Genomic DNA, 24,060 nt, shown 5'->3' with positions numbered 1-24,060 from the left:
TCAGTGAATGTAGAATCCCCGTGTCTTTAGACCGGGGAGTGTCAAAATTAATTAACTAGCAATAACAGCAATACAATCAATTTCTACCAACACATTTTTAGGTAAACGGGAAACTTCCACACAAGCACGCGCTGGGGCGGTATCTTCGGAAAAATATTTTGCATAAACCGCATTAACAGCGGCAAAATCATTCATATCAGCTAAAAATACCCCAGTTTTTACCACATCTGCAAATGTAGCCCCTGCTTCTGTCAAAATAGCTTCAATATTTCTCATTACCTGTTCTGTTTGCTTAACCACATCTTCGGTGTAGACAACATCACCTAAACGGGGATCTATGGCAATTTGTCCAGCTACAAACAATGTTTGCCCAGAAGCGAGAATTGCTTGATTATAGGGTCCAACTGGTGCAGGTGCTTTATCGGTACGGATTACTTTACGAGTCATAATATTTATCTCTTTTGGCTCTTTTGTTAATGGTGTTTCTGGTTTACCGAATTCTAAATCTATAGGTGTTTGGTAAACTTCTCCATCTGGCATTATCGCACCTGTCAGGTCAGCATTTTTAAAGGTTGCACCATAGATATTTACGCCGGTTAAATCTGCTCTTTTTAAGTTTGCACCATTGAGATTTGCCTTCATTAAATCTGTTGTTTGCAAATCTGCTTTTTCTAAATTTGTACCTTGTAAAGAGGCTTTTCGGAAGTTTACACTATCTAGGTTTGCTTTGCTCAAGTTGGCATTATCCAAGTTAGCATTACTGAAATTTGCACTTTCTAGATTTGCTTTACTCAAATTAGCATTATCCAAGTTAGCATTACTGAAATTTGCTTTATCTAGGTTGGCTTTACTTAAATTAGCACCACTCAAATCAGCCCCGGTCAAATTTAAATTAGAACCGTTCACTAATTCACTTAAATTAGCGTTTATTAAAGATACCCTGGTGAGATTTGTACGATCAAGATCCGCTTTACTCAAGTTAGCATCATTCAAATCTGCCCCCGCTAAATTTGCACCTGTTAGGTCAATTTCACTCAAATCTGCACCTTCAAGGTCTACTCCTCTCAGATTGACAGAACGAAAACTTCGTTCCCCAGCGGCGTATTTCTGTAAAAGTTCTTCAGCGTCCATAATGCACCATTGAATACCATGCAAACAGTATAAAACAATGCTTGACGTTAAAGTATAGGTATTGATGGCAATATTGCCTAATGATTAATTATAGTGTTATAATGGCACTACCTAACACTGCATGACAAAAAGAGGAAAATCAAGAGAAAATGAAAGCATAGAAATACTAAAAATTGCCATTATGCCTGAAGGAAAAAGACTAAACATATATTTCACTGATGAAGATGATTTAAAGCTTTATGCAGAAATATCAACAGCAGCGAAAAACGAAAAACGCTCAATGAGCCAAATGATAAAAATACTTGTCAGTGATGCCATAGCGAAGCGCCAACACCAAAAACAATAAGAACTAACATGACTACAGAACAAAGACTTGACCGCGTGGAAACTGAATTTGCTACCATTCGTCAACTACTGATCTCAGCCGCTACCTATGCTGAATCAGCTAATCGGCGGATTGATGAGTTAGGTACAAAACAAGACCGCACTCAAATCATGTTGGATGAGTTAGGTGCAAAACAAGACCGTTCCCAAATCATGTTGGATGAGTTAGGTGCAAAACAAGACCGTACTCAAATCATGTTGGATGAGTTAGGTGCAAAACAAGACCGTTCCCAGACACAACTTGACCAGTTAGGAATGCGAATTGATTAATTATCAAGTAGAGTTGATGAATTTATCTTTCATACTCAGCGCCTATTTAACAAAGCAGGTGGTGAGATAGAAGAAACAAAGGCAAGAACTGAAAGATTAGAAGCAATAATGTTAAAACTTGATCGAAACTATGAAGAGCAAAAATCGCAGTTTCAGGAGTATCAACTGACAACTAATGCAGCATTGGAACGAATTGACCGAGTTTTAGATTATCTATTGAGACAGTCAGGAAATTAAACAGCTTGGGTTTAGCATTGTGCTTTACCCCTACAGATTTCTTCTCTCTTCTTCTCTTACTTTGCGTCTTTGCTCCTTAGCGTCTTTGCGCGAAACCATTCCAATCTCCTACCCCAACCTCGGACGAATCCCATAATTTCTATATTGCCAATAATCCTGCAAAATCCGGTCATGATCAAAACACAAATTACCTGGAACACACCAAGGCTCAAAAATACCCAACCCCTTAGCATCATCACCCGCTAAAGGCTCACCCGTAGCTGTTGCTAAAAATACAATACTAATCGTATGTTTACGAGGATCACGACTGGGATCAGAATATACTAATAACTGTTCTATTAACTCTACTTTTAAGCCTATTTCTTCTTCTGCTTCCCTAATTGCTGCCTTTTCCACCGATTCACCATAATCAACAAAACCACCGGGTAACGCCCAGCCTAAAGGTTCATTATGTCTTTCAATCAGGATAATGGGGCGATGAGGTCTATCAATTAATTCAATAATAATATCAACGGTGGGTACAGGATTTCTGTAAGTCATGATTCGGTTATGGTAGGGATTATAGATCCCCGACTTCTTTGAGAAGTCGGGGATCTGAGTTAATCTTCTCATAAGACCTCGCGGTAAGCGGGAAACGAGCGCGGCTTGGCTCCCAACAGAGGGAAGCGGCACGAGGGATTTTAATCCCTGTGGTATGTTAGAATTAAATTGTGAGTAAGAACAAAAAACATCTACGTGTTGAAGCATCCTAGTACGGAGAAATTCCGGCTCATAAGAAACAACGGTTAGGTTTAAGTCCTAACGGCAGTATTGACTTGAAAGAGCGAGTAATGGCAGGTTGTGGAGCGTACCGCGTCTTGGCTTAGTGATGGATTCTAAAAACACTGAAAACCATAAAAGTAAGCGCAATTTCGACGCCTTGATTGGCAGTTGTTTTGAGCGTTTAGGCGGCGTTTGACGGTCGCAGCGAGATTAGATTGAGCTAAACTCTTAATTTAATTCTGTCAGTAGAATCTCAGTGGCTTGGCTCCCTGAGAGTGTCAATTCTTCACGAATCACAACAGTCAAGACTAACTATGCCATGATAAATTCAATGCGTGATTTATAAAAATATATTTCAGGTTAAATATGCCTTTTCCTAGATCCAGTGGTATTTTACTTCATCCTAGTTCTTTTCCCAGTCGGTTTGGTATTGGGGATTTGGGTTTGGAAGCTTATCGGTTTATTGATTTTCTCAAACATAGTCATCAGCAATATTGGCAAGTTTTACCTCTAGGTCCGACTGGTTACGGTAATTCCCCTTATATGTGCTACTCCGCAATGGCGGGAAATTACTTTTTGATTAGTCCCGAAAAGTTGCTAGATGAGGGTTTGTTAATTCCAGAAGATTTGGCTGATTTACCAGATTTTTCTGTAAATAAAGTAGATTTTAACGAAGTTATCCCTATTAAGGTTAATCTACTCATTAAAGCTTGTGAGGATTTTAAAACTAAGGCAAATTCAACTCAAAAAGCAGCTTTTGCTAAGTTTTGTGCTGATAAAGGCTATTGGTTAAATAATTACGCGCTATTTATGGCGATTAAAGATGCCCAAAAGGGTAAAGGCTGGCATAATTGGCAACCGGAATTAGCAAAGCGTGAACCAGCAGCTTTAGCAAAAATTACACAAGAGTTAAAAGAGGAGATTTTTTATTACAAGTTTGTTCAATATGAGTTCTTCCGGCAGTGGTCAGAACTGAAAAAATATGCTAACGAAAATGGGATAGAGATTATTGGTGATATTCCCATTTACGTAGCCCATGATAGTGCTGATGTGTGGGCTAATCCTGATATTTTTGCTTTAGATGAAGAAACGGGAGAAGTGGCTTTAATGGCGGGAGTTCCACCCGACTACTTTAGCTCTACTGGTCAATTATGGGGAAATCCGGTTTATAACTGGGAAGAATTGCAAAAACAAGATTTCAAATGGTGGATATTACGCTTTGAGGCGATGCTGGATTACGTGGATATAATTCGCATTGATCATTTCCGGGGTTTTGAGGCTTATTGGGCTGTTCCCCAGGGAGAAACTACTGCCATGAATGGCGAATGGATTGAAGCGCCTGGAGTGGCTTTATTTGAGGCAATTAGAAAGCGTTTGGGTAAGTTACCTGTTTTGGCGGAGGATTTGGGAATTATTACGCCAGAAGTGGAGGCACTGCGAGATCAGTTTGAGTTTCCAGGGATGAAGGTGTTACAGTTTGCCTTTGGTTCTGATCCCGGAAATCCATTTTTACCTTTTAATTACACTCGTAATGCTGTAGTTTATACAGGTACTCACGACAACGATACGACTGTAGGCTGGTTTAACACGGGAAATGATTACGAAAAGCAAAATTTATTGTTGTATTTGGGTTGTATCAGTCCTGATGGTATACACTGGGACTTAATTAGGTTAGCTTTAAGTTCGATCGCTAATCAAGCGATTATACCTTTGCAGGATGTATTAGGTTTGGGAACTGAAGCCCGGATGAATTTTCCCAGTACAGCGGAGGGAAATTGGGAGTGGCGTTACCAACCAGGTGTATTAACGCCAGATTTAAGCGATCGCTTAAAAACTCTCACTCTCCGTTACGGACGCGCTAGTAGAGAAAAGTAGGGGAAGTGGGGGAAGTGGGGGAAGTGGGGGAAGTAGGGGAAGTAGGGGAAGTAGGGGGAGTAGGGGAGAAATTTTCTTCCTTCTGACAACTGACAACTGACCACTGACCCCTATGAGTTTGGTTTAGCAGCGATCTTGATTTCTTGAGTTTTCCCAAGTTCTCCCATTTCCTTTGCTTCCTGCTGATTCACGCTCATTAACACACCACCAGCATTATCAGTTTTTACTGTCAGTTGGTCAGTGGCGGTCCAAGTGCGACTAGAACCTTGTGGTAAAACTCCCTCAAAGGCGGTTTTACCATCTGTAACCACACTAATCCAAGATGAGGTTTTTAAAGTCACACCAATTTGTACGGATTGATGCTCTTTCTTGCTGAGTAATGTATTACTAGCTGTTTCTTGCCCTTTTGACTGCCCTGCTGTATTTGGTTGAATTTGGCGGTTATTTGCCTGCAAAGTGGCATTATTCAACAACTGGGATAAACTGTTCACAGAACAGAAAATTAACCCAATATAAAGCAGGTAAAGATGAATAGGACGTAATTGAGGAACAGCTTGTGCTTTCCAATGGGATTTAACACCCACTGATTGAGAACCAATGGGGAAATGACTGGCAAATTCTGCTCCCCGAAATCCTAAAGCGTCTGCAAACTGTCTAATTAAGCCTTGAATATAAATTGGTTCTGGTAAGTCGCTTAAATTACCTTCTTCAATTGCTTGCAAAAGTCGTCGAGGAATTCTAGTTAATCCGACTAACTCATCCAGAGTTAAACCTTTTTCTTGCCGTAGTGAAGCTAGTTGTGAGCCAAGTTGTCCTAACTTTTCGGCTTGATGTTCCTTGATAGAAGGTTTGATTGGCTGTTCATCCTTCTTTCTGAACCATTTCATGTTTTTCCTTTACTCCTTAACTCGGCTTTGTCTGAATCGTTGTGCGAATTATCTGCTTATTTAAAAAACTCATCTCATCTTCACTAAGATGACGATATTTACCAGATGGCAAAAATGCTGTTGTTGACGTTTTTAATTGAATTAAACCAATAGCCGTACGATGTAGCTTGATAACTGGATATCCCAATTGTTCAGCTATGCGGCGAATTTGACGGTTTCTTCCTTCCTGTAAAACGATCTCTAAACAGCTTTTATCAATATAAGTTTCAATTAAGCGCACCTGAGCAGGTCTTGTGATTCTTCCTTCCAGAACTATACCCTGACTCCACTTTTTGAGAACTGTTGCTGGGGGATGGCCTTGAACAACAACACGATAGGTCTTAGTAATACTATGACTGGGATGGGTAAGTCCATAGGTAAGTTCCCCATCATTGGTTAAAATCAAGGCTCCTGTGGAGTCTACATCCAAACGGCCTACCGGGTGAATACCCCATCCGGTTCTTAACTCTGACGGTAGCAGATCCAAAACGGTTGGTCTTCCTTGAGGATCATGGCAAGTAGAGACAATTCCGGCTGGTTTATGCAGTAATAAACAGATTTTGGATGGTCGCTGTTCTGCCAGCACAGGTTGACCATCAATAGAGATTTTGTCTTGAGAGGGATCGACTTTTTGACCTAAATGTGCTAATACCCCGTTAACACATACTCGTGATTGCCTCATCATTTCTTCGGCTTCACGTCGTGAGGCGATACCCCATTGAGCTAGAATTTTTTGTAACCGTTCCTCCATGTTTAAATTGTGATTTTCTTGCTGAATATTTTTATACTACTAATGTTTGCACTTTGTTGTTAACAAACTTCCATGCTAAAGTTAAGAACTGTTTAAGATGCTCAATAATTGGGCATATTTACATTGATGTAACCGTCGAAAAATGACAGAACCAAGTTCCCCAAATCCAAATAATAGCAGAGTCAGGATCATTACAAAAGTTTTAACATCAGCGATTAAGCTCTGGTTAAGAAGCCAATTAAATCAAGTATCTCATTTAGAGGTACAGATAGAAGCAAGCGATCGCCAATTACTTTCTGGTTACATTCCTGGAGTATCAATTTCCGCTAGTAATGCAGTGTATCAAGGTCTTCGTGTTACACAAATCGAACTTGAGGCAGAAAAAATCCAACTGAATGTTGCTGCAATATTAAAAGGACAACCTTTGCAATTATCAGCAATAGTCCCTGTGGTTGGTAAGCTGATTATCACCGCACAGGATCTTAATAACTCTCTTTCATCTCCATTATTATTAACGGCTATAAATGATGGAATGATTCCACTATTAGCAGAATACAGCCTAAATTACCCGTTTATTACTTGGGAAAAAATCACCCTTGACAACCAGGTATTGATCCTACACGGTATCCCCATTTCTGAAACAGAAGGGGCATTTTTCAATATTCATTTAGGCTTAGAACTACGCAATGGTCAAGAACTGCAATTAACGCAGGTTCAGGTAAAGACCGATCAAGAGGTGCTTTTGGAAAGGAATTCTCCTTATATGATAAACCTGGGAACAGATGTTGATATCGAAAAAATTTCTCTGCTGCCAGAACAATTAACCTGTTATGGACGTATTAATATTAACCCATAACTATTAAAAAATCAAAACTCAATATTCCCTGAATTTACTTTAAATTGTATGGCTATTGTGAGTGACATGAGCAAGTTGAGATTAAATCTTATCTTAGTTCCTATTACAGCGTTTTTTCTAATAAAGGTAAAAGTAATGTAACGAAATAATACACTAGAGGAGCAGTGAAAATATAGCTATCGGTGCGATCTAAAATCCCCCCATGACCGGGGATCAATTGCCCTGAATCTTTGACACCGGCATCACGTTTCAGTAAGGATTCTGTTAAGTCACCCAACAAACTAGCGATACCAATAATTAGACCTAATGTGACACCAGTGATTAACCAATGGGGAAAATGGAGAAGGTAAGCTCCTACCATAGCAACAGCGACACTGGCAGTAATGCCAAAAACAGCACCTTCTACAGTTTTTTTGGGACTAATATCTGATAATCGCGTTTTCCCGAAGAATTTACCAAACGTATAAGCGCCAATATCCGCAGCCCAAATACATAAGAACGTGAGGATAGTCGCGGTTAAACCCGCGGGGAAGGCAGTTAAATTGCCTTGTCCAATATCTTGCCAATTAGATGGCCAATAACCACCTAAAGGTAAATTACTGCTAATAGCATGATCAATTCCTCGTAAGCGGACCCAGTAACTTGGTAAGTAACCGACATAAAACAAACCCATAATAGAAGCGGAAATATCCGCAATGGTGGCTAATTTGGGTTGAAATAGTAAATAAAAACAAATAAGTGTCCCGGCTATGGGCATAATTGCATCAGCTAAACTACCATTCAGGGTACAAATTGCCAGTAGAACTTGACTAACAATCATAGTAGTTTTGACTGAGGGTGTGATGCCGCGAGAACGGACCAAATTAAAATATTCTTGTTGACCTAAAAATACGACAATAGCGATCGCTATCGTAAAATACCAACCCCCTAAGAGGGTTGCAGATAGCGCCATGATAATCGCAATAATTCCACTAATAATTCGAGGCCAGGGCATAGGATAATATTGGGGATTTTAGATTTGGGATTTTGGATGCAACCCAAAACCGAAAACCGAAGGAATTTAATCTAATTTTTCACCACTAAGAATGAAAATGGGATCGGCTGCTACAAAGGTTTGAGAATAGCCCCGTGTTTCTAAGCGATTTACCGCTGACTGGACAACTTCAATATTCCTAACTCTCAACTGAGAAAAGCTTTGAGAAATAGCATACAGACTTTCTAGACTAGCAGCAGTAGCGACTACTCGGCCAGATGTTGGTAAATATTGCCATGCAGCTTGGACAATTTCCTGTATGGCTTTTCCACCTTCAATGCAGATCCGATCAGGTAGTAACTTGATTTGATCTAAGCATTCTGGGGCGCTACCTTCAATTACTTCGACGTTTTTGACTTCAAAGCGATCGCAGTTGCGTCTAATTAGGTTCGCAACATCCTCATCTCTTTCGATAGCAATCACTCGTCCGTGGGGACACAATAAGCTCACCTCTATAGGAATTGTACCTGTTCCTGCGCCAATATCCCACAATACCGAATTCGCTTCTAGTCGCAGTTGGGAAATTATCAGCAATCTTAATTCTCGCTGACTGAGGGGAATACCTGGTAAATTCTCAAATAATTCGTCGGGAATACCTGGGGTAATATAAGGCCAAAGTGGGGAAGGCATAAGCAATTAAAAATTAACAATTAAAATTTAACAATTGGGAAAGGGGAAGATAATTTTGGTAGTTATGCTCATCAATGACATCAGGAAACTGCAATGATGAATAGGGAAATATTAGCTAATCGCTATGAAGTTCAACAACAGCTAGGCAAAAAAGCCGGGAGAAGGACTTTTTTAGCTACTGACTTAGTAACTGGAAAATCGGTAATTGTCAAGTTACTTGCTTTTAGTAATGATTTTGAATGGGATGATCTCAAATTATTTGAGAGAGAAGCTCAAACTTTAAAATCTTTATCACATCCCCATATTCCTGCATACTTAGACTATTTTGAGGTCAATTCCCCTACATATAAAGGATTTGCCCTGGTTCAGACTTATATTTCAGCCCAAACCCTAGAACAATATTTACAAGCTGGGAGGAAATTTACAGAAATTGAAGTTAAAGAAATTGCTAAAGCAGTTTTAGAGATCCTTAAATACTTGCATGAGTTAAATCCACCTGTTGTCCACCGTGATATTAAGCCTAGCAATATTTTATTAGGAGAGCGCTCTGGCAATAGTGTCGGTTTAGTTTATTTAATAGATTTTGGTTCAGTTCAGACAGTCCTAGCAGCAGAAGCAGGGACAAGAACTGTTGTGGGGACTTATGGTTATATGCCACAGGAACAGTTTGGAGGGCGTACTGTTCCCGCTTCTGACCTTTATAGTTTAGGTGCAACCCTAATTTATTTGGTGACAGGGACTAACCCAGCAGATTTACCCCAAAAGGATTTTCGCATTCAATTTCAGCAAGTTGCTAATCTTAGTCCCAATTTCGCTAAGTGGTTGGAGCAAATTACAGAACCCAGTTTAGAAAAGCGGTTTTCTACTGCAACCCAAGCACTCAGAGATTTAAAGCAGCCACAATATGCTGATACGTTTGCTTTAACTGTTGGTAAACCAGCGGGTAGTAAAATTCAATTAACCAAAAATGAAGAGATTTTAGAAATTATTATTCCTCCGGTTGGCTTGCAATGTTTAATGGTATTTGGAGGTTTTTTTGCCATAGCCTGGAATTCTTTTACCTTATTTTGGACTATTGGTGTTTTGTCTGCTCCCTTTCCTACTAATATACTCTTTGCCTTATTTTCATTACCTTTTTGGGGCGCAGGATTTTCGATGATCTATGGTACATTGTACAGTTTATTTGGTAGTACCAAAATACATATAGATTCCCAACAAATTTCTGTGAATTACCAGTTAGGGAAATGGACAATCCCCCGTCGTCGTTCATTTTCTAGAGAAAATATTGATAAATTAGTTTATACACCGAGATATTTTACTAAAGACTCAGATGGAGATAAAACTCAAGTCCCTGCAAAATTGGTAATTTGGGCAGGAGTCGCAAAATTTGAGTTTGATGTTAATACTTTCACCATCAAATCTGAAGCAGAATTAGAATGGTTAGCGAGGGAATTAAGTGATTGGTTAGGGATAGAAATCACCAGTCCTTAGTTTTTAGGGGTTTAGCAATGCTAAACTCAACCCCATTAAAAAAATCCCCCACCTTACGGCAGGGGATTTTTAATTACCTAAAACTAGTAGTCAGGATCAACCGAACTTACCAGCAGTAGAAGCAATGAGGAACGCTGCGTAGGTGAGGATGTAGCCAACAGTGAAGTGAGCTAAACCAACCACGCGAGCTTGAACAATGGAGAGAGCAACGGGCTTGTCCTTCCAGCGAACCAAGTTAGCTAAAGGAGTACGTTCGTGCGCCCAAACCAAGGTTTCAATTAACTCTTGCCAGTAACCTCTCCAAGAGATGAGGAACATGAAACCAGTAGCCCAGACGAGGTGTCCAAAGAGGAACATCCAAGCCCAAACAGACAGGTTATTCATGCCGTAGGGGTTGTAACCGTTAATCAACTGAGCAGAGTTAGCCCAGAGGTAATCACGGAACCAGCCCATCAGGTAGGTAGAGTTTTCGTTGAACTGAGCAACGTTACCTTGCCAAATACCTAGATGTTTCCAGTGCCAGTAGAAGGTTACCCAACCAATGGTATTCAACATCCAGAACATAGACAGGTAGAAAGAGTCCCATGCGGAGATATCGCAAGTACCGCCACGGCCGGGACCGTCGCAGGGGAACGCATAACCGAAGTCCTTTTTATCGGGCATCAGTTTAGAACCACGAGCATCCAAAGCACCCTTAACGAGTACCAAGGTAGTGGTGTGGATAGCCAAAGCGAAAGCGTGGTGAACCAAGAAATCGCCAGGTCCAATGGTCAAGAACAAGGAATTTGTGCCAGAGTTGATGGCATCTAACCAGCCAGACAACCAAACGTTACCAGCATTGGGGTAAGCGGTGTAAGCAATACTGTCGGGGTTAGACAACAGTACATTCAAGCCATACAGAGCTTTACCTTGGGCAGCTTGGATGAATTGAGCAAATACTGGCTCAATCAAGATTTGTTTTTCAGGAGTACCGAAGGCCACAACTACGTCGTTGTGAACATATAAACCCAGGGTGTGGAAACCCAAGAAGAGAGATACCCAGCTAAGGTGGGAGATGATCGCTTCTTTGTGTTGTAACATCCGGTCAAGGACGTTACCTTTGTTTTGTTCAGGATCGTAGTCACGAACCCAGAAAATTGCTGCGTGAGCAAAAGCACCAACCATCAAGAAACCAGCGATGTACTGGTGGTGGGTGTACAGTGCTGCCTGTGTGGTGTAATCCTTAGCGATGAACGCATAAGGAGGCAGAGCGTACATATGCTGCGCTACCAAAGAACAGATAGTTCCCAAAGATGCCAAAGCTAATGACAACTGGAAGTGCAGGGAGTTGTTGATGGTGTCGTAAAGACCTTGGTGGGGCAGGTTGAACTGACCTTCGCTCTTGCTACCGGGAACTAAACCAGATTTGGAGTTCAGCATTTCTTTGATGCTGTGACCAATTCCGAAGTTAGTCCGGTACATATGACCAGCGATGATGAACAAAACTGCGATCGCCAAGTGGTGGTGAGCCATGTCAGTCAACCACAAGGATTCTGTTTGGGGGTGGAAACCGCCCAAGAAGGTGAGAATCGCAGTCCCAGCACCAGTGGAAGTACCAAATAACTGGCCAGCGGTGTCAGGGTTTTGAGCGTAAACGCCCCAGTTACCTGTGAAGAAAGGAGTTAAACCTTCTGGATGGGGAGCTACAGTCAAGAAGTTATCCCAGCCGACGTGGATACCACGAGATTCAGGAATAGCAACGTGAACCAAGTGACCTGCCCAAGCGAGAGAACTAACACCGAATAAAGCCGATAAGTGGTGGTTTAGACGGGGTTCAGCACTCTTGAACCAAGAGAGGCTAGGACGGAACTTGGGTTGTAAATGTAACCAACCAGCAAACAGGAACAATGCTGCTAACAGGAGCAAACCAACAGAACCAGTATATAGTTCTGTGTTTGTCCGCATCCCGATGGTGTACCACCAGTGATAAACACCGGAGTAAGCAATGTTTACAGGGTTGCTTGCACCAGCTTGGGTGAAAGCTTCAATTGCAGGCTGACCGAAGTGAGGGTCCCAAATTGCATGGGCAATGGGACGGACGTGCAGGGGATCTTTAATCCACTGTTCAAAGTTACCTTGCCAGGCCACGTGGAACAGGAGGCTGGATGCCCACAGGAAGATGATTGCCAAATGACCGAAGTGCGTAGCGAAAATCTTTTGGTAAAGATTCTCTTCCGTCATGCCATCGTGGCTTTCAAAATCGTTGCCTGTAGCGATCGCATACCAAATCCGACGAGTAGTCGGGTCCTGTGCGAGATCCTGGCTAAATTTTGGAAATTTTGTTGCCATAGGTGTGATCTGTCCTCTGACCTTTAGCCATTATTTGTCAGCAAAATTTTAGATTTTAGATTCTGGATTTTGGATTAAATCTCAAATCCAAAATCCCTACGGGTTCGGCAGTCGCTCATGGGGGAAACCCCCAAGACCGCGCTGCCTCACCAAAATTCCACTGATTCTTATCCTACTGAAAGGATGTGTGCGTGGAAGAATGCCCAAGTGGTAGCAATTCCTCCTAATAGGTAGTGAGCCACACCTACAGCCCGACCTTGAGTGATGCTCAGTGCGCGAGGCTGAATTGTTGGGGCTACTTTCAGTTTATTGTGCGCCCAAACAATGGACTCAATTAATTCTTGCCAGTAGCCACGACCACTGAACAGGAACATTAAGCTGAACGCCCAAATGAAGTGAGCGCCTAAGAACATGAGTCCGTAAGCGGATAACTCAGTTCCGTAGGAGTTAATTACTTGTGTAGCTTGCGCCCACAAGAAGTCACGTAACCAACCGTTGATGGTGATAGCACTTTCTGCAAAGTTGCCACCAGTAATGTGATTTACTGTGCCATCTGCATCTACTGTTCCCCAGACATCAGATTGCATCTTCCAGCTAAAGTGGAAAATTACAATTGATAAGGAGTTATACATCCAGAAGAGTCCGAGGAAGATGTGATCCCAACCGGAAACTTGGCAAGTACCGCCACGACCTGGACCATCGCAAGGGAATCTGAAGCCTAAGTTAGCCTTGTCTGGAATCAGACGAGAACTGCGGGCATACAATACACCTTTGAGCAAGATCAGAACAGTAACGTGAATTGTGAATGCGTGGATGTGGTGAACCATGAAGTCCGCTGTACCCAAAGCAATGGGCATCATTGCGACCTTACCGCCTACAGCTACCAATCCGCCACCAAAAGCATGACTAACTACTTGAAGAGCGTTAGGTGCTGTGTTGCCGGGAGCTAATGTGTGCAGGTTTTGCACCCATTGAGCAAATACTGGTTGCAATTGAATTGCACTGTCTGAGAACATATCCTGGGGACGACCCAAGGCACGCATGGTGTCATTGTGAATGTATAAACCAAAGCTATGGAAGCCTAAGAATATAGATACCCAATTGAGGTGAGAAATGATAGCGTCACGGTGACGAATCACGCGATCCAATACGTTGTTTTGATTAACAACAGGATCGTAATCCCGCACCATGAAGATGGCTGCGTGAGCAGCGCCACCAACAATCAAGAAACCACCGATCCAAATATGGTGAGTGAAGATACACAATTGTGTTGCGTAATCAGTTGCCAAGTAAGGATAGGGAGGCATCGCGTACATATGATGGGCGATGATGATTGTCAAGGAACCCAAGAAAGCTAGGTTAGTAGCTAATTGAGCGTGCCAAGAAGTGGTGAGGTTTTCGTAAAGACCTTTGTGACCTTCGCCAGTGAAAGGACCTTTATGAGCTTCTAGAATATCTTTGATGTTGTGACCGATACCCCAGTTGGTACGGTACATATGACCAGCAACGATGAACAGTACAGCGATCGCTAGGTGGTGATGAGAAATATCAGTCATCCACAAGCCGCCTGTAACTGGGTTTAAACCGCCCTTAAATGTGAGGATATCCGCGTAAGCGCCCCAATTTAAGGTGAAGAAAGGTGTTAAACCACTAGCGAAACCAGGATATAGTTCTGCCATTTTTGCTGTATTAAACAGCAATTCATGAGGCAATGGAATGTCCTTAGCTGCTACACCTGCATCTAACAGATTGTTGATTGGTGCAGAAACGTGAATTAAGTGACCAGCCCATCCTAAAGAACCACAGCCTAACAACACTGATAAGTGATGATTCAGCATTGACTCCACATTTTGGAACCATTCCAATTTAGGAGCGCGTTTGTGGTAGTGGAACCAGCCAGCAAATAAGAACAAGCCTGCTAATACCAAGCCGCCAATTGCAGTTACATATAGCTGGAAGGAGCTAGTGATACCCCAGCCACGCCATACTTGGAACAAGCCAGATGTGATTTGAATGCCGCGGAAACCGCCGCCCATATCACCATTTAAAATGTCTTGACCAACAATAGACCAAACAGTTTGAGCGCTAGGCTTAATGCCTAACGGGTCAGCCAGCCAAGCTTCGTAGTTAGAGAACTTAGCACCGTGGAACAACATCCCGCTCAACCAGATTGTTACTACAGCCAAATGTCCGAAGTGAGCGGCGAATATCTTGCGGGAGATGTCTTCTAAATCGCTTGTATGTGTATCAAAATCATGGGCGAGGGCATGGAGATCCCAAATCCAGGTTGTGGTTTTTGGGCCTCTCGATAAGGATCTGTCGAAATGTCCTGGCTTTGCCCATTTTTCAAATGAGGTAGGAACCGGATCATTGTCAACGATCACTCTTGCTTTTTTTTCCTCTCGCTCCGGAGGACTAATCGTCATTCGACCTCCTCTCTATAAGGAATTGGGAATCATGAATACCACCTAGAATAACACAGTCGCTGTTTTCAGATTGCTCTTGTCCAGCGATGCGGTTGCCGTGTGGAAAAGAAAAGTTGTTTCTGTTGAATTATAGAGTCAGAACTTGCACATTGTTATAGACCTGTTAACAATAATTAAACATAGCCAAGTTTATGGTCTAATTTACGTTACCAGTTCCTATACATTGTTCAAATGTCAATAGACTCTTCATTTAATTTACAAAGAACAACAATTTGCAAAACTGATGATTTATACGGAAATCGGCTTAAACCCTTGCTGTTTAGCTACTTTTACCCAAAATTAGCGGTCTATAAGCAAATTATTTTCCCGGGATTAAGTCAAAAAAATCACTTATTTGGTATTTTAATCAAAGAAAAGTAAGTAGATTTATAACTTTGGTCATAGATTTATGCTCTTAATCCATAGTCCATGAGTCATAATTTGCGCCACAATGATTGCGTCAATTGTTAAAAACTATTAAGGAATAAAAACATGAACACTGGGTGCAGAAAATTTTTTGAGTTACTTTTCTCAAATAGATTCCCAATTATTAAATGGGTTGTCACATTAGTGCTAGTTGTAAATTTGAGTAGTTGCGCTGAAGCAGCAAATAGTCAGGAAATATCTATCAATCCCTTCATGAAAGCGTCCCCAGCTTCAGAAATTTCTGGGACATTTTCCGAAACCGCACCACCAAATGTTATCCAAGCATTGCGTCCCAGTTTGGAGGGTTATCAACCCCAAGTCAGCATCCTCAGTCCCCAGGTAGATGAAATTCTTCAAGACAATATAGTTAAAGTAAAGTTACAAGTTAAGGACTTACCGATATTTAAAGACCCTCAATGGCAACTTGGACCTCATTTGCACCTAATTTTAGACAATCAGCCCTATATAGCTGTTTACGATGTAAATCAGCCGGTGGTATTGTCAGACTTATCCCCTGGTACGCATACTCTTCGCGTTTTTGCTTCTCGTCCGTGGCATGAAAGTTTTAAAAATGAAGGTGCTTATACTCAAACCACATTTCACGTCTTGACGAAAACCGAGGAAAACAACCCAGATTCTAAATTACCGTTACTTACTTATAGTCGTCCCAATGGTGGTTATGGTGCAGAACCCATTATGCTGGATTTTTACCTAACTAATGCACCATTGCATAGTCTCGCTGAAACTAATCCTGAAGATACAATGAGCAATTGGCGCATTCGGAGTACAGTTAATGGTGAAAGCTTTATTCTTGATCGTTGGCAACCTATTTATCTCAAAGGGTTTAAACCTGGTAAAACTTGGGTAAAACTGGAATTCCTCGATAATCAAGGACAACCTGTGAAAAATGCCTTTAATACCAGTATCAGATTAATTAATTATCAACCCAATGGTCAAGATACTTTATCCAAAATTGTCAGAGGGGAATTGACAGCAGATGAAGTCCGTGGCATTGTAGACCCAACTTATACTGCTAAAATTCCAGCTACTGAGGCTACACCAACTCCAGCAACGAAAGTAGAGAAACAGCCAATTCCTGAAGTTAAAGTTCCTGAAGTTAAAGTTCCTGAAGTTACACCAACTCCAGCAACGAAAGTAGAGAAACAGCCAATTCCTGAAGTTAAAGTTCCTGAAGTTAAAGTTCCTGAAGTTACACCAACTCCAGCAACGAAAGTAGAGAAACAGCCAATTCCTGAAGTTAAAGTTCCTGAATTTACACCAACTCCAGCAACGAAAGTAGAGAAACAACCAGTTCCCGAAGTTAAAATTCCTGAAGTTAAATCAACTCCCGTTGCGTCTCCCCCAGTAGCAGCAGAAGCAAAAGTCACGGAAACAGAGGAATCAAATTTACCTACCCAGACAATGGAAAATCCTAAATCTCAATTTCAAGAGTAATTAACTAAAAATACTCAGTTGCAAACTTTGAGATAAAGTTTCCATTAGTGCCAAACCAGCTACAGGATTACCTACAATGTCTAAAGCAGGACTGTAGCTGGCGATCGCTCCCTGATTTGGTATGATGGCCACAAGTCCACCACCAATACCTGATTTTATTGGTAAACCAATTTTCACAGCATACTCAGCGGAAGCTTCATATAAACCGCAAGTTAACATCACCGCATTCACAATTTGACGGTATTGATTTTTGATCACCTCGCTTTTGCAAGCTAATACTTTTCCTAACTTCGCTAAATCTTCCACTGTCCCAGATATACAACATATTTGCTCATAAACATCAAGAGATAATTCAATATTATTTAAATGTCCAGCTTCGTAGAGATAGTTAGTAATATCTATATTTATCTGAGAACGACTAGCACGGACTGAAGCTAGAATATTTGCATCTATATATAATTGAGTATCTGCTAATTTATTTAACCATTCACAAAACAATTGTGTGCATTCATTTCCATCTTTTCCTGGCAACTTATCAGCGAGAGTAATAGCACCACTATTAATCATGGGGTTGCGAGGATATCCATTATCTGCTATTAATTGCACTAAAGAATTAAAAGGCGCGTCCGAGGATTTAACCCCAACCCATTGCAAAACCTGTTTTACTCCGTAATATTCGAGCAGGTATAGTAGAGAAAATGGCTTTATCACACTCATAAATGGAAATACACAAGCTGTATCTCCTAAACTGTAATTTTCTCCTGGTTCGCAACTTATATGAACAGCAAAACGGTTAGGATTAACAATAGCTAATTGAGGAATGCGTTCAATAACTTTTCCCTGTGCTGCTTGGGTTTTTGATTGTTCTACCCAGCTAGATAAATTATGTATATTAATGCTTTTTATTCCTAGCACAAGCCGAAACCTCAAATTAAAACATAATCTGGATTATATCTTAATGAGTATTTACTCTAACCTTTCATGTAACTAATTTTAAATAAAAAGCCGAAAATTTACGTGATATTAGCAATTACGGGTAATTGGTAAAAGGCAATAAAAAGATAAATGTTCCCTGTTCCCTGTTCCCTGTTCCCTGTTCTTAGGTAAGATAGACTGATTAACAACCAAGTTGTCGGAAAAGATAAATTGGTTTATTTCCCTAATAACAAGGTTTTTAACAGTACATGAACAAAAGATTTATTTTAACTTTAATTTCTAGCCCCGTATTGTTCACATCCATGTTATCTATGGTGATGATGGCTAGACCTGCTCATGCTAGTCAAACAATTGACGCTACTGGGACTCATCTATCTTGCGTCATGTCTCCCCATTCTGCAACTCCGAAAAAGGTATGTATACAGGTAAGTAATACTTCTCCTGCTGTTGCAAAAGAACCCATGCAAATAGCACAAGTAGATACAAATAATCCCAAAGAACTAGAATTTTCTGATGCTGAAAGTGATTTAGCTATCAAGCTATTTGGCTGTGATTGCCCTGTTTGTATCAATGCTGCTCGGCAATTGAATGGTTCAGCGCCTTTACCAGTATAGAAGGAAAGGGCAAACAGCAGGAAGCGGGGGAAGAATTTTCTTCTTCTTCTTTCTTCTTTCTAAACTCCTGACTCCTGACTCCTATTCCCTAATAATACTTCTCGAATTATTTCCGTTGGTACTTCGTCGGTAACTTTGACTGCACCAATTTGGGTTGGTAATACAAAGCGGACTTTACCAGATTTAACTTTTTTGTCCAATTGCAAAGCATCAATAAGAGCTTCAATATCTAAATCTGCGGGTATTTGGGTGGGTAAACCTGCTTTTTTAATTAAGGCGTTTTGACGTTCTGCGTCTGCTTGTTGCCAAAGTCCCAATTTTACAGCAATGTCTCCCGCTGCTACCATACCAATACCGACAGCTTCACCATGTTTGAATAAACGGTATTCGGTGAGGCTTTCTACTGCATGACCGATAGTATGACCATAATTTAAAATTGCTCTGATTCCAGATTCTTTTTCATCTTTGCCGACAACATCTGCCTTTGCTTGACAGGAATGAGTTAATATGCTGTTTATCAGGTCGGATTTTACATAGCGGAGTTGATCAAGGTGTTTGCTTGCTGTTAGTTGAGTAAACAGTTCGGTGTCCCAAATGATCCCGTATTTGATCACCTCTGCCATTCCTGCTCGAAATTCCCGTGCTGGAAGGGTTTTTAAGACTTCTGGGTCAATTAAAACTAGACTGGGTTGATGAAATGCACCAATCAAGTTTTTACCGTGGGGATGATTTACGCCGGTTTTGCCACCAATAGCTGAATCTACCATTGCTAAGAGACTGGTAGGAACTTGCACGACATTGATGCCTCTGAGCCATGTAGCGGCAGCAAAGCCTGTCATATCACCAATTACCCCTCCTCCCAAGGCAACCATTGTTGAGGAGCGTTCTAGGCGATTTTCCAGGGCGATGTCGTAGAGTTTTTGAATGGAGTTGAGGGTTTTATAGCGTTCACCGGGGGGGAGGTTGTAGCTGACAACTTCAAAACCGGCATTTTGCAAGGATGCGATCGCTCTTTCGCCATAATATTTAAATATCATGGGGTTGGAAACTAGCAATACTTTTTTACCTAGTTTCAAACTTGCCATTTGTTCACCTAGTTGATCTAAACTCCCAGGTGCAATGGTAATATCATAGGATTTTTCTGGTATATCTACTTTAATTACAGAACTCATTCCCTAACCCTAATATAATCACTCGTCTGGGTATTTTACCCCAAGTTGACAACCTCTTTTCCATTCCCTGTTCCCTTTCATAATTATTGATGATTGAATAGAAATAAGTAACTAATCTGGAGCAAAACAAATGGCTGTAGTTGAATATATTGTCTTTTTAGGCGTGTTTATGGGCGTAGCTGTAGGCTTGTTATTCGGTCTACGCGGAGCTAAGATCCTCTAATCCTAGAATTAGACGCTAATTAAACCCACTTTATGTGGGTTTAGGTATCGGTTTCAATCAGATGATCAAATGTCTATTTACTACTTTGCTGTTTGATTGCAAGTTTTCACCACTTCAATCTCTAACTCAAGTATCCGAGCAACTTTTTCTACAGTTAGCCCCTCATTTAATAAACCAATTCTCAATTATCAGATCCTCAAAATCCTGAAAATCTGCCATATTGTTTGTTACTAAAATCAAGTCATTGCAGAACGCAATACTCGCAATTTGTCCATCAATAAAAGCAGGTGTTTTACCAATTTTCGATAATCTAGCTCTTTCCTGTGCGTGCCATTTTGCAGCTTTGAGATCATAATCAAACACAGGCAAATCTAACACAGAATCTTGAATGTACTTCCATAAAGAATCCTTGCGTTTAGATGCTGGTAAACGCCAACAGCCATAAAGGATTTCATGAACAACAAGACTTGCTACTGCTACTTCTGAACGATAGCGATTTAATTGATCTAAAACCTGAGTATTGGGAATTGGCCGACTCGGTTCTGAGATAATATTAGAGTCTAGTAAAAAGCGAACTGTCATAAATCAATCTCGCGTCCTGGACTACGATCTCTAAGATCTGCAAAATCTTCATCTGTAAATTCAATTCCTTCTCTTTCAATTGTTTCTCGAAACCTTAAAACCCCTTCCCAAAAGCTATCTCCTTTATTCTGTAATGGTTTTTCCTGTACTTGTTCTTTTATTTGTGACAGTTTATGTTTGAGAAATTGAATAAAATCTAAAACTTCTTGTTGTTTATCGGTTGGTAACTCTCGCAGATTTTCTAAAACTGCTTGTTCAATGGTCATTGTTTCACCTCTACTACTAGGCTATAATTCTATTGTAAATGACATCAGCATTAATTTTTATTTTCTCCTCCATTGTTGATATCAATTCCTAATATTGCAAATTGTTGATTTATCCAATCTGTAGCTGTTGCTTCATCGGTTTCAATGGCTTTTTCTACTCCTATTTTAGCAATTTCTAGAAGTTGTTTGGATTTTTGTTTTAAATCAAAACTTTCCAGAAATGAGAGAAATCTTTTTAATTAATCATTTGCCATTCACGAGCATCTACAAATAAGGATAAATGTTTAACATTGGTAGTAGCAACAATTACTTGATCTCCATTTAATTCTTCTATTTTTGCTTGTGCTGCTAAAATAACATCACCATCAAGAGATTTAGGATCAGCAGTTGGTTTTCCTGTGTTTCTAATTTCTGCCCAAAATTGTGCTGCTAAAAGCATGGTAGCAGTAGTAATAGGCAAGTAAGTAATCGCTTGCTTGAGTTGATCTAAACGTTTAATTCCTTTTGTTTTTCCCGCTCTTAACAGTTCTCGTCTTACTTCATAATCAGCAATTTCTGGTAAAATTATTTGATAACTTTTTAAGGGTAATTCATCTAACCATTCTTTACACTCCTGACAATTAGAATTAGAACTTTTAGGATTTGTTACCATTCCTAAAATATTTGTATCGAGGAAAATCAATTTATTCATATAAATTCAGCTTAATCTTAAAAAGGATTATCATCAATTTCTTGTTTTTGCCGCAAATATTCCCAAGTTTCCGTTTGTTCTTCTTGTTCTCCTTCTTCTAACCACTCTTTGGTTAATTCTTTGAGTAATTGATGTTGTTGATTTAAAATTTGTTGTTGTGCGTCTATTTCTAGGTGAGAATGGTGAAAAATCTCAGGTTTAAAAGTAACACTTTCTCGAAATACTCGCATCATTTGTAGTAAATTCGGCCAGTATTCTTTAGGTGTTGCTTGAATTTCTCGTAAAATTTCTATGAGATGATTTTCTTTGGTAGTGTTACTTAATTCTGGTTTATTGATTAAATCGGATTGAGACATAATTATTTATTCCTCATAATGTTGATAAAGCGTAATTAGGGGGTGCTGAAAAAGTTGTCTGTGAGGGCTAGGAGTCAGGAGTCAGGAGTCAGGAGTCAGGAGGAAGAATTAGAAGAAGAGAAGAATAGTATTGAATCTGGTCAAGTGATAGGTTTTTGCTGATTTCAACCCTTATTCCTTGCACCTGATTCACCTTTTTTACCTTCAAACTCTTGATATATCTCAGTTCTAGGTTTATTCAGCAGCCCCTAATTAGTCATGGGAATCCTATCTTTATATTATGACAAAATCTGCCGTGATAGTAAGCTGTTAAATTGTTCAGGGAAAATATATATAAATATTATACAGCAGGAAATTAACTGATGATGCTTTTGATATCAATTCCTAATATTGCCAATTGCTGATTTATCCAATCTGTAGCTGTTGCTTCATCGGTTTCAATGGCTTTTTCTACTCCTATTTTAGCAATTTCTAGGAGTTGTTTGGATTTTTACTTTAAATCAAAACTTTCGAGCAATTTTGAACTAATATGGGTAACTAAATATTAGGCAGTGAGTTAATAATCTCTACAGCCTTAATTGCTGAAGTGTCTGGCTGAAAACCAAGATGTGAGTTGAGAAGCTTTAAAGGGTCTTTATTAAATTGAGGACAAGCTTCAATACGAGCGAAGATATCTATAATAATTTCCTGATAATCTTCAATTAACACAGGAAGATGACCCTTATGTGCTGAAATATCAAAAGTAAATTCTTCCTCGGAGTCATAAAAAAAGTTGCAGCCATTTGCATCTTTTCCTACCCATCCAACAAGATCGCTGAACTTTCTCCAGATACTTTGATTGAATATACCATCAGGCTTGCCACCAACGCTTAAATAAATTTCTTTTTGGATGCTGAATCCAAATTTACCATTGCTATGTTCTACCCACAATTTGTCAATTTTGTAGAGGTCTGTGCATGGAAAATCTTTTACGTCTTCCTTGGTCAATTGATCCCCCTGAGTTTTACCTACAGCATTGAGCATAAGTTTATAAGTCAGATAATTAGCATTTTCCCAAGCATCTTCCCATTTACTTTCTGATAATAGTTCAGTGAGTTCTCTATAGTCTATGCCTTCTAAGCTAATACTATCTGCATGAGGTGGTTGTTGAGGAGTTTTGGTGAGTGATTTAGGCTGAGTTATTATAGACTGTGACTCTGGATATATTCCAGTAATACCCCAAATCAGTTTGTTCATTGGGTTAGTTTCTTCTTTACGAAAATCACAATAGTGATTGTCTAGCAATTTTGGAAAAGTATTTTTTACGGTACTTATTATTCCTGCTTCTGTATTGGGGAGGATAACTAAGCCTGTTTTAATCTCAGGCTTTTTCGGTAAAACTTCTTTTAAAAAGAAATCAATTTCTTCGTGTTGTATTGGTCCTGTACCATTATTACTAATAAAGACAAGGAAAGCTTTAACTTCACTAATATGATCTTGGAGTTGTTTTTTCCATTTTTTAAATGCTATTAAGTTATCCTCATCATAAAACGTTTTGATTCCTTGACTTTGCAAACTGCTTTTAATTTTTCCTACCTCTGGCTTGTCTTGGCTATTGTGGCAAATAAAAACATCATATTTTTCCATTTTATTCCTCCACACCTGCAATAGTCGCCAACGCCTTTGCATACTGTTCCAAACCATCTCGTAAAGCAGCCAACTCACTTCGCAACTTTGATTCTTCTGACCAACTCACCTCATGTTCCTTGGGACTCACCCCCAGAGGTCGTCTTGCTTCCCAAGCCTGTAACACAGGATGCCATTTAGCCAAAAATGGTCTTAACCCATTATTCAGCACCGCAATAGCAATACCCCCGACTGAGTTTTTAGAAGCACCTACATCAGGTCCAGCAGCTTTGAGAACTTCACGGGTAGTTCCGAATAAACTATACAGAGAGTTCAAGGCTTCCCGCACTAACCCCTGGTCAACTTCTAAAGACTGGACAGCAATACGCGTTACCAGTTCCACATATAACGACCAAGCGGCTTTTCGTTCCGTTGTGTCAGCTTCCCATTCCGCAGAACCTATACCAAAGGGAAGACTAATAGATACTTTTTTTAATTTTGCGGGATCATGCTTGGGCATAAAAAGCAACGTTAATAAAATCAGTAATTTGTTAAGGGACTTCCAAATAAAAAATACTCAACCACCTAACACAAA

General features: G+C 40.1%; 25 protein-coding genes. 9 read left to right on the top strand and 16 right to left on the bottom strand.

Annotated elements, in window-relative coordinates; all coding sequences use genetic code 11:
* Positions 1-51 precede the first annotated feature (51 nt).
* The gene (locus FJR06_RS24825; RefSeq protein WP_168650345.1) at positions 52-1,131 is read right to left on the bottom strand and encodes a Rid family detoxifying hydrolase; all 1,080 of its coding nucleotides are present in this window, start codon (positions 1,129-1,131) and stop codon (positions 52-54) included.
* A gap of 121 nt (positions 1,132-1,252) precedes the next feature.
* Between FJR06_RS24825 and FJR06_RS00775 the strand changes: the two genes are divergently transcribed.
* The 3 genes from FJR06_RS00775 to FJR06_RS24620 all read left to right on the top strand — a co-directional run bounded on the left by FJR06_RS00775 (position 1,253) and on the right by FJR06_RS24620 (position 2,022).
* On the top strand, positions 1,253-1,477 hold the full coding sequence (locus tag FJR06_RS00775; protein WP_168650343.1) for a hypothetical protein: 225 nt from the start codon (positions 1,253-1,255) through the stop codon (positions 1,475-1,477).
* 8 nt (positions 1,478-1,485) lie between these two features.
* The gene (locus FJR06_RS24130) at positions 1,486-1,785 is read left to right on the top strand and encodes a hypothetical protein (RefSeq protein WP_254434367.1); all 300 of its coding nucleotides are present in this window, start codon (positions 1,486-1,488) and stop codon (positions 1,783-1,785) included.
* Positions 1,786-1,893: 108 nt separating this feature from the next.
* Positions 1,894-2,022: a hypothetical protein gene (locus FJR06_RS24620; protein WP_256369472.1), complete on the top strand. Its 129-nt coding sequence runs from the start codon at positions 1,894-1,896 to the stop codon at positions 2,020-2,022.
* Positions 2,023-2,130: 108 nt separating this feature from the next.
* Here the strand turns inward: FJR06_RS24620 and FJR06_RS00765 are convergent, their stop codons facing one another.
* Positions 2,131-2,562: an NUDIX hydrolase gene (locus FJR06_RS00765; RefSeq protein ID WP_168650341.1), complete on the bottom strand. Its 432-nt coding sequence runs from the start codon at positions 2,560-2,562 to the stop codon at positions 2,131-2,133.
* 588 nt (positions 2,563-3,150) lie between these two features.
* On the opposite strand from FJR06_RS00765, the gene malQ reads away from it, so the two are divergent.
* A complete protein-coding gene (gene malQ / locus FJR06_RS00760; protein WP_168650340.1) occupies positions 3,151-4,659 on the top strand; it encodes a 4-alpha-glucanotransferase in 1,509 nt (502 codons plus the stop codon).
* A gap of 110 nt (positions 4,660-4,769) precedes the next feature.
* On the opposite strand, the gene FJR06_RS00755 is transcribed toward malQ, so the two are convergent.
* Both FJR06_RS00755 and FJR06_RS00750 read right to left on the bottom strand, forming a co-directional pair.
* Positions 4,770-5,546: a RodZ domain-containing protein gene (locus FJR06_RS00755; RefSeq protein ID WP_015081496.1), complete on the bottom strand. Its 777-nt coding sequence runs from the start codon at positions 5,544-5,546 to the stop codon at positions 4,770-4,772.
* A gap of 16 nt (positions 5,547-5,562) precedes the next feature.
* Positions 5,563-6,336, bottom strand: coding sequence for a pseudouridine synthase (locus tag FJR06_RS00750; protein ID WP_015081497.1), 774 nt, complete (start codon positions 6,334-6,336; stop codon positions 5,563-5,565).
* 142 nt (positions 6,337-6,478) lie between these two features.
* On the opposite strand from FJR06_RS00750, the gene FJR06_RS00745 reads away from it, so the two are divergent.
* Complete coding sequence (locus tag FJR06_RS00745) at positions 6,479-7,192, top strand: DUF2993 domain-containing protein (protein ID WP_168650338.1); 714 nt, start codon at positions 6,479-6,481, stop codon at positions 7,190-7,192.
* 103 nt (positions 7,193-7,295) lie between these two features.
* Here the strand turns inward: FJR06_RS00745 and FJR06_RS00740 are convergent, their stop codons facing one another.
* Positions 7,296-8,186 (bottom strand): phosphatidate cytidylyltransferase, encoded by an 891-nt coding sequence (locus tag FJR06_RS00740; RefSeq protein WP_015081499.1) that lies wholly within the window; start codon positions 8,184-8,186, stop codon positions 7,296-7,298.
* A 66-nt stretch (positions 8,187-8,252) separates the two neighbouring features.
* A complete protein-coding gene (gene cbiT, locus FJR06_RS00735; RefSeq protein ID WP_015081500.1) occupies positions 8,253-8,855 on the bottom strand; it encodes a precorrin-6Y C5,15-methyltransferase subunit CbiT in 603 nt (200 codons plus the stop codon).
* A gap of 93 nt (positions 8,856-8,948) precedes the next feature.
* Between cbiT and FJR06_RS00730 the strand changes: the two genes are divergently transcribed.
* Complete coding sequence (locus tag FJR06_RS00730; RefSeq protein ID WP_015081501.1) at positions 8,949-10,346, top strand: serine/threonine-protein kinase; 1,398 nt, start codon at positions 8,949-8,951, stop codon at positions 10,344-10,346.
* A 96-nt stretch (positions 10,347-10,442) separates the two neighbouring features.
* On the opposite strand, the gene psaB is transcribed toward FJR06_RS00730, so the two are convergent.
* Positions 10,443-12,674, bottom strand: a complete 2,232-nt coding sequence (gene psaB, locus FJR06_RS00725; RefSeq protein WP_015081502.1) for a photosystem I core protein PsaB — start codon at positions 12,672-12,674, stop codon at positions 10,443-10,445.
* A 167-nt stretch (positions 12,675-12,841) separates the two neighbouring features.
* The gene (gene psaA / locus FJR06_RS00720) at positions 12,842-15,100 is read right to left on the bottom strand and encodes a photosystem I core protein PsaA (RefSeq protein ID WP_015081503.1); all 2,259 of its coding nucleotides are present in this window, start codon (positions 15,098-15,100) and stop codon (positions 12,842-12,844) included.
* Between the two features lie 531 nt (positions 15,101-15,631).
* On the opposite strand from psaA, the gene FJR06_RS00715 reads away from it, so the two are divergent.
* On the top strand, positions 15,632-17,020 hold the full coding sequence (locus tag FJR06_RS00715; protein ID WP_168650336.1) for a hypothetical protein: 1,389 nt from the start codon (positions 15,632-15,634) through the stop codon (positions 17,018-17,020).
* On the opposite strand, the gene glsA is transcribed toward FJR06_RS00715, so the two are convergent.
* Complete coding sequence (glsA, locus tag FJR06_RS00710) at positions 17,021-17,935, bottom strand: glutaminase A (protein ID WP_168650335.1); 915 nt, start codon at positions 17,933-17,935, stop codon at positions 17,021-17,023.
* Positions 17,936-18,204: 269 nt separating this feature from the next.
* On the opposite strand from glsA, the gene FJR06_RS00705 reads away from it, so the two are divergent.
* Positions 18,205-18,570 carry a hypothetical protein gene (locus FJR06_RS00705; RefSeq protein WP_015081507.1) on the top strand — a complete coding sequence of 122 codons (366 nt, stop codon included), beginning with the start codon at positions 18,205-18,207 and terminating at the stop codon, positions 18,568-18,570.
* Between the two features lie 59 nt (positions 18,571-18,629).
* Here the strand turns inward: FJR06_RS00705 and aroB are convergent, their stop codons facing one another.
* A complete protein-coding gene (gene aroB, locus FJR06_RS00700; RefSeq protein WP_168650334.1) occupies positions 18,630-19,742 on the bottom strand; it encodes a 3-dehydroquinate synthase in 1,113 nt (370 codons plus the stop codon).
* Positions 19,743-19,872: 130 nt separating this feature from the next.
* On the opposite strand from aroB, the gene petL reads away from it, so the two are divergent.
* Positions 19,873-19,965 carry a cytochrome b6-f complex subunit PetL gene (petL, locus tag FJR06_RS00695; RefSeq protein WP_035081422.1) on the top strand — a complete coding sequence of 31 codons (93 nt, stop codon included), beginning with the start codon at positions 19,873-19,875 and terminating at the stop codon, positions 19,963-19,965.
* A gap of 162 nt (positions 19,966-20,127) precedes the next feature.
* Here the strand turns inward: petL and FJR06_RS00690 are convergent, their stop codons facing one another.
* The 6 genes from FJR06_RS00690 to FJR06_RS00665 form a co-directional block, all read right to left on the bottom strand.
* Complete coding sequence (locus FJR06_RS00690) at positions 20,128-20,547, bottom strand: type II toxin-antitoxin system VapC family toxin (protein WP_168650333.1); 420 nt, start codon at positions 20,545-20,547, stop codon at positions 20,128-20,130.
* Positions 20,544-20,813, bottom strand: a complete 270-nt coding sequence (locus FJR06_RS00685) for a DUF2281 domain-containing protein (RefSeq protein ID WP_015081510.1) — start codon at positions 20,811-20,813, stop codon at positions 20,544-20,546. The genes FJR06_RS00690 and FJR06_RS00685 overlap by 4 nt, the downstream gene beginning before the upstream one ends.
* Positions 20,814-21,048: 235 nt before the next feature.
* Positions 21,049-21,504: a type II toxin-antitoxin system VapC family toxin gene (locus tag FJR06_RS00680; RefSeq protein WP_015081511.1), complete on the bottom strand. Its 456-nt coding sequence runs from the start codon at positions 21,502-21,504 to the stop codon at positions 21,049-21,051.
* A gap of 17 nt (positions 21,505-21,521) precedes the next feature.
* A complete protein-coding gene (locus FJR06_RS00675) occupies positions 21,522-21,860 on the bottom strand; it encodes a hypothetical protein (RefSeq protein WP_015081512.1) in 339 nt (112 codons plus the stop codon).
* Positions 21,861-22,397: 537 nt separating this feature from the next.
* Positions 22,398-23,486 carry a GUN4 domain-containing protein gene (locus FJR06_RS00670; protein ID WP_168650332.1) on the bottom strand — a complete coding sequence of 363 codons (1,089 nt, stop codon included), beginning with the start codon at positions 23,484-23,486 and terminating at the stop codon, positions 22,398-22,400.
* Position 23,487: 1 nt separating this feature from the next.
* Positions 23,488-23,985, bottom strand: coding sequence for a hypothetical protein (locus FJR06_RS00665; RefSeq protein WP_015081514.1), 498 nt, complete (start codon positions 23,983-23,985; stop codon positions 23,488-23,490).
* Positions 23,986-24,060: the final 75 nt, after the last annotated feature.

It is taken from the genome of Dolichospermum sp. UHCC 0352 (assembly GCF_009711925.1).
GTDB classification, from domain to species: Bacteria; Cyanobacteriota; Cyanobacteriia; order Cyanobacteriales; family Nostocaceae; genus Dolichospermum; species Dolichospermum lemmermannii.
This window is presented reverse-complemented; position numbering and strand designations above follow the sequence as displayed.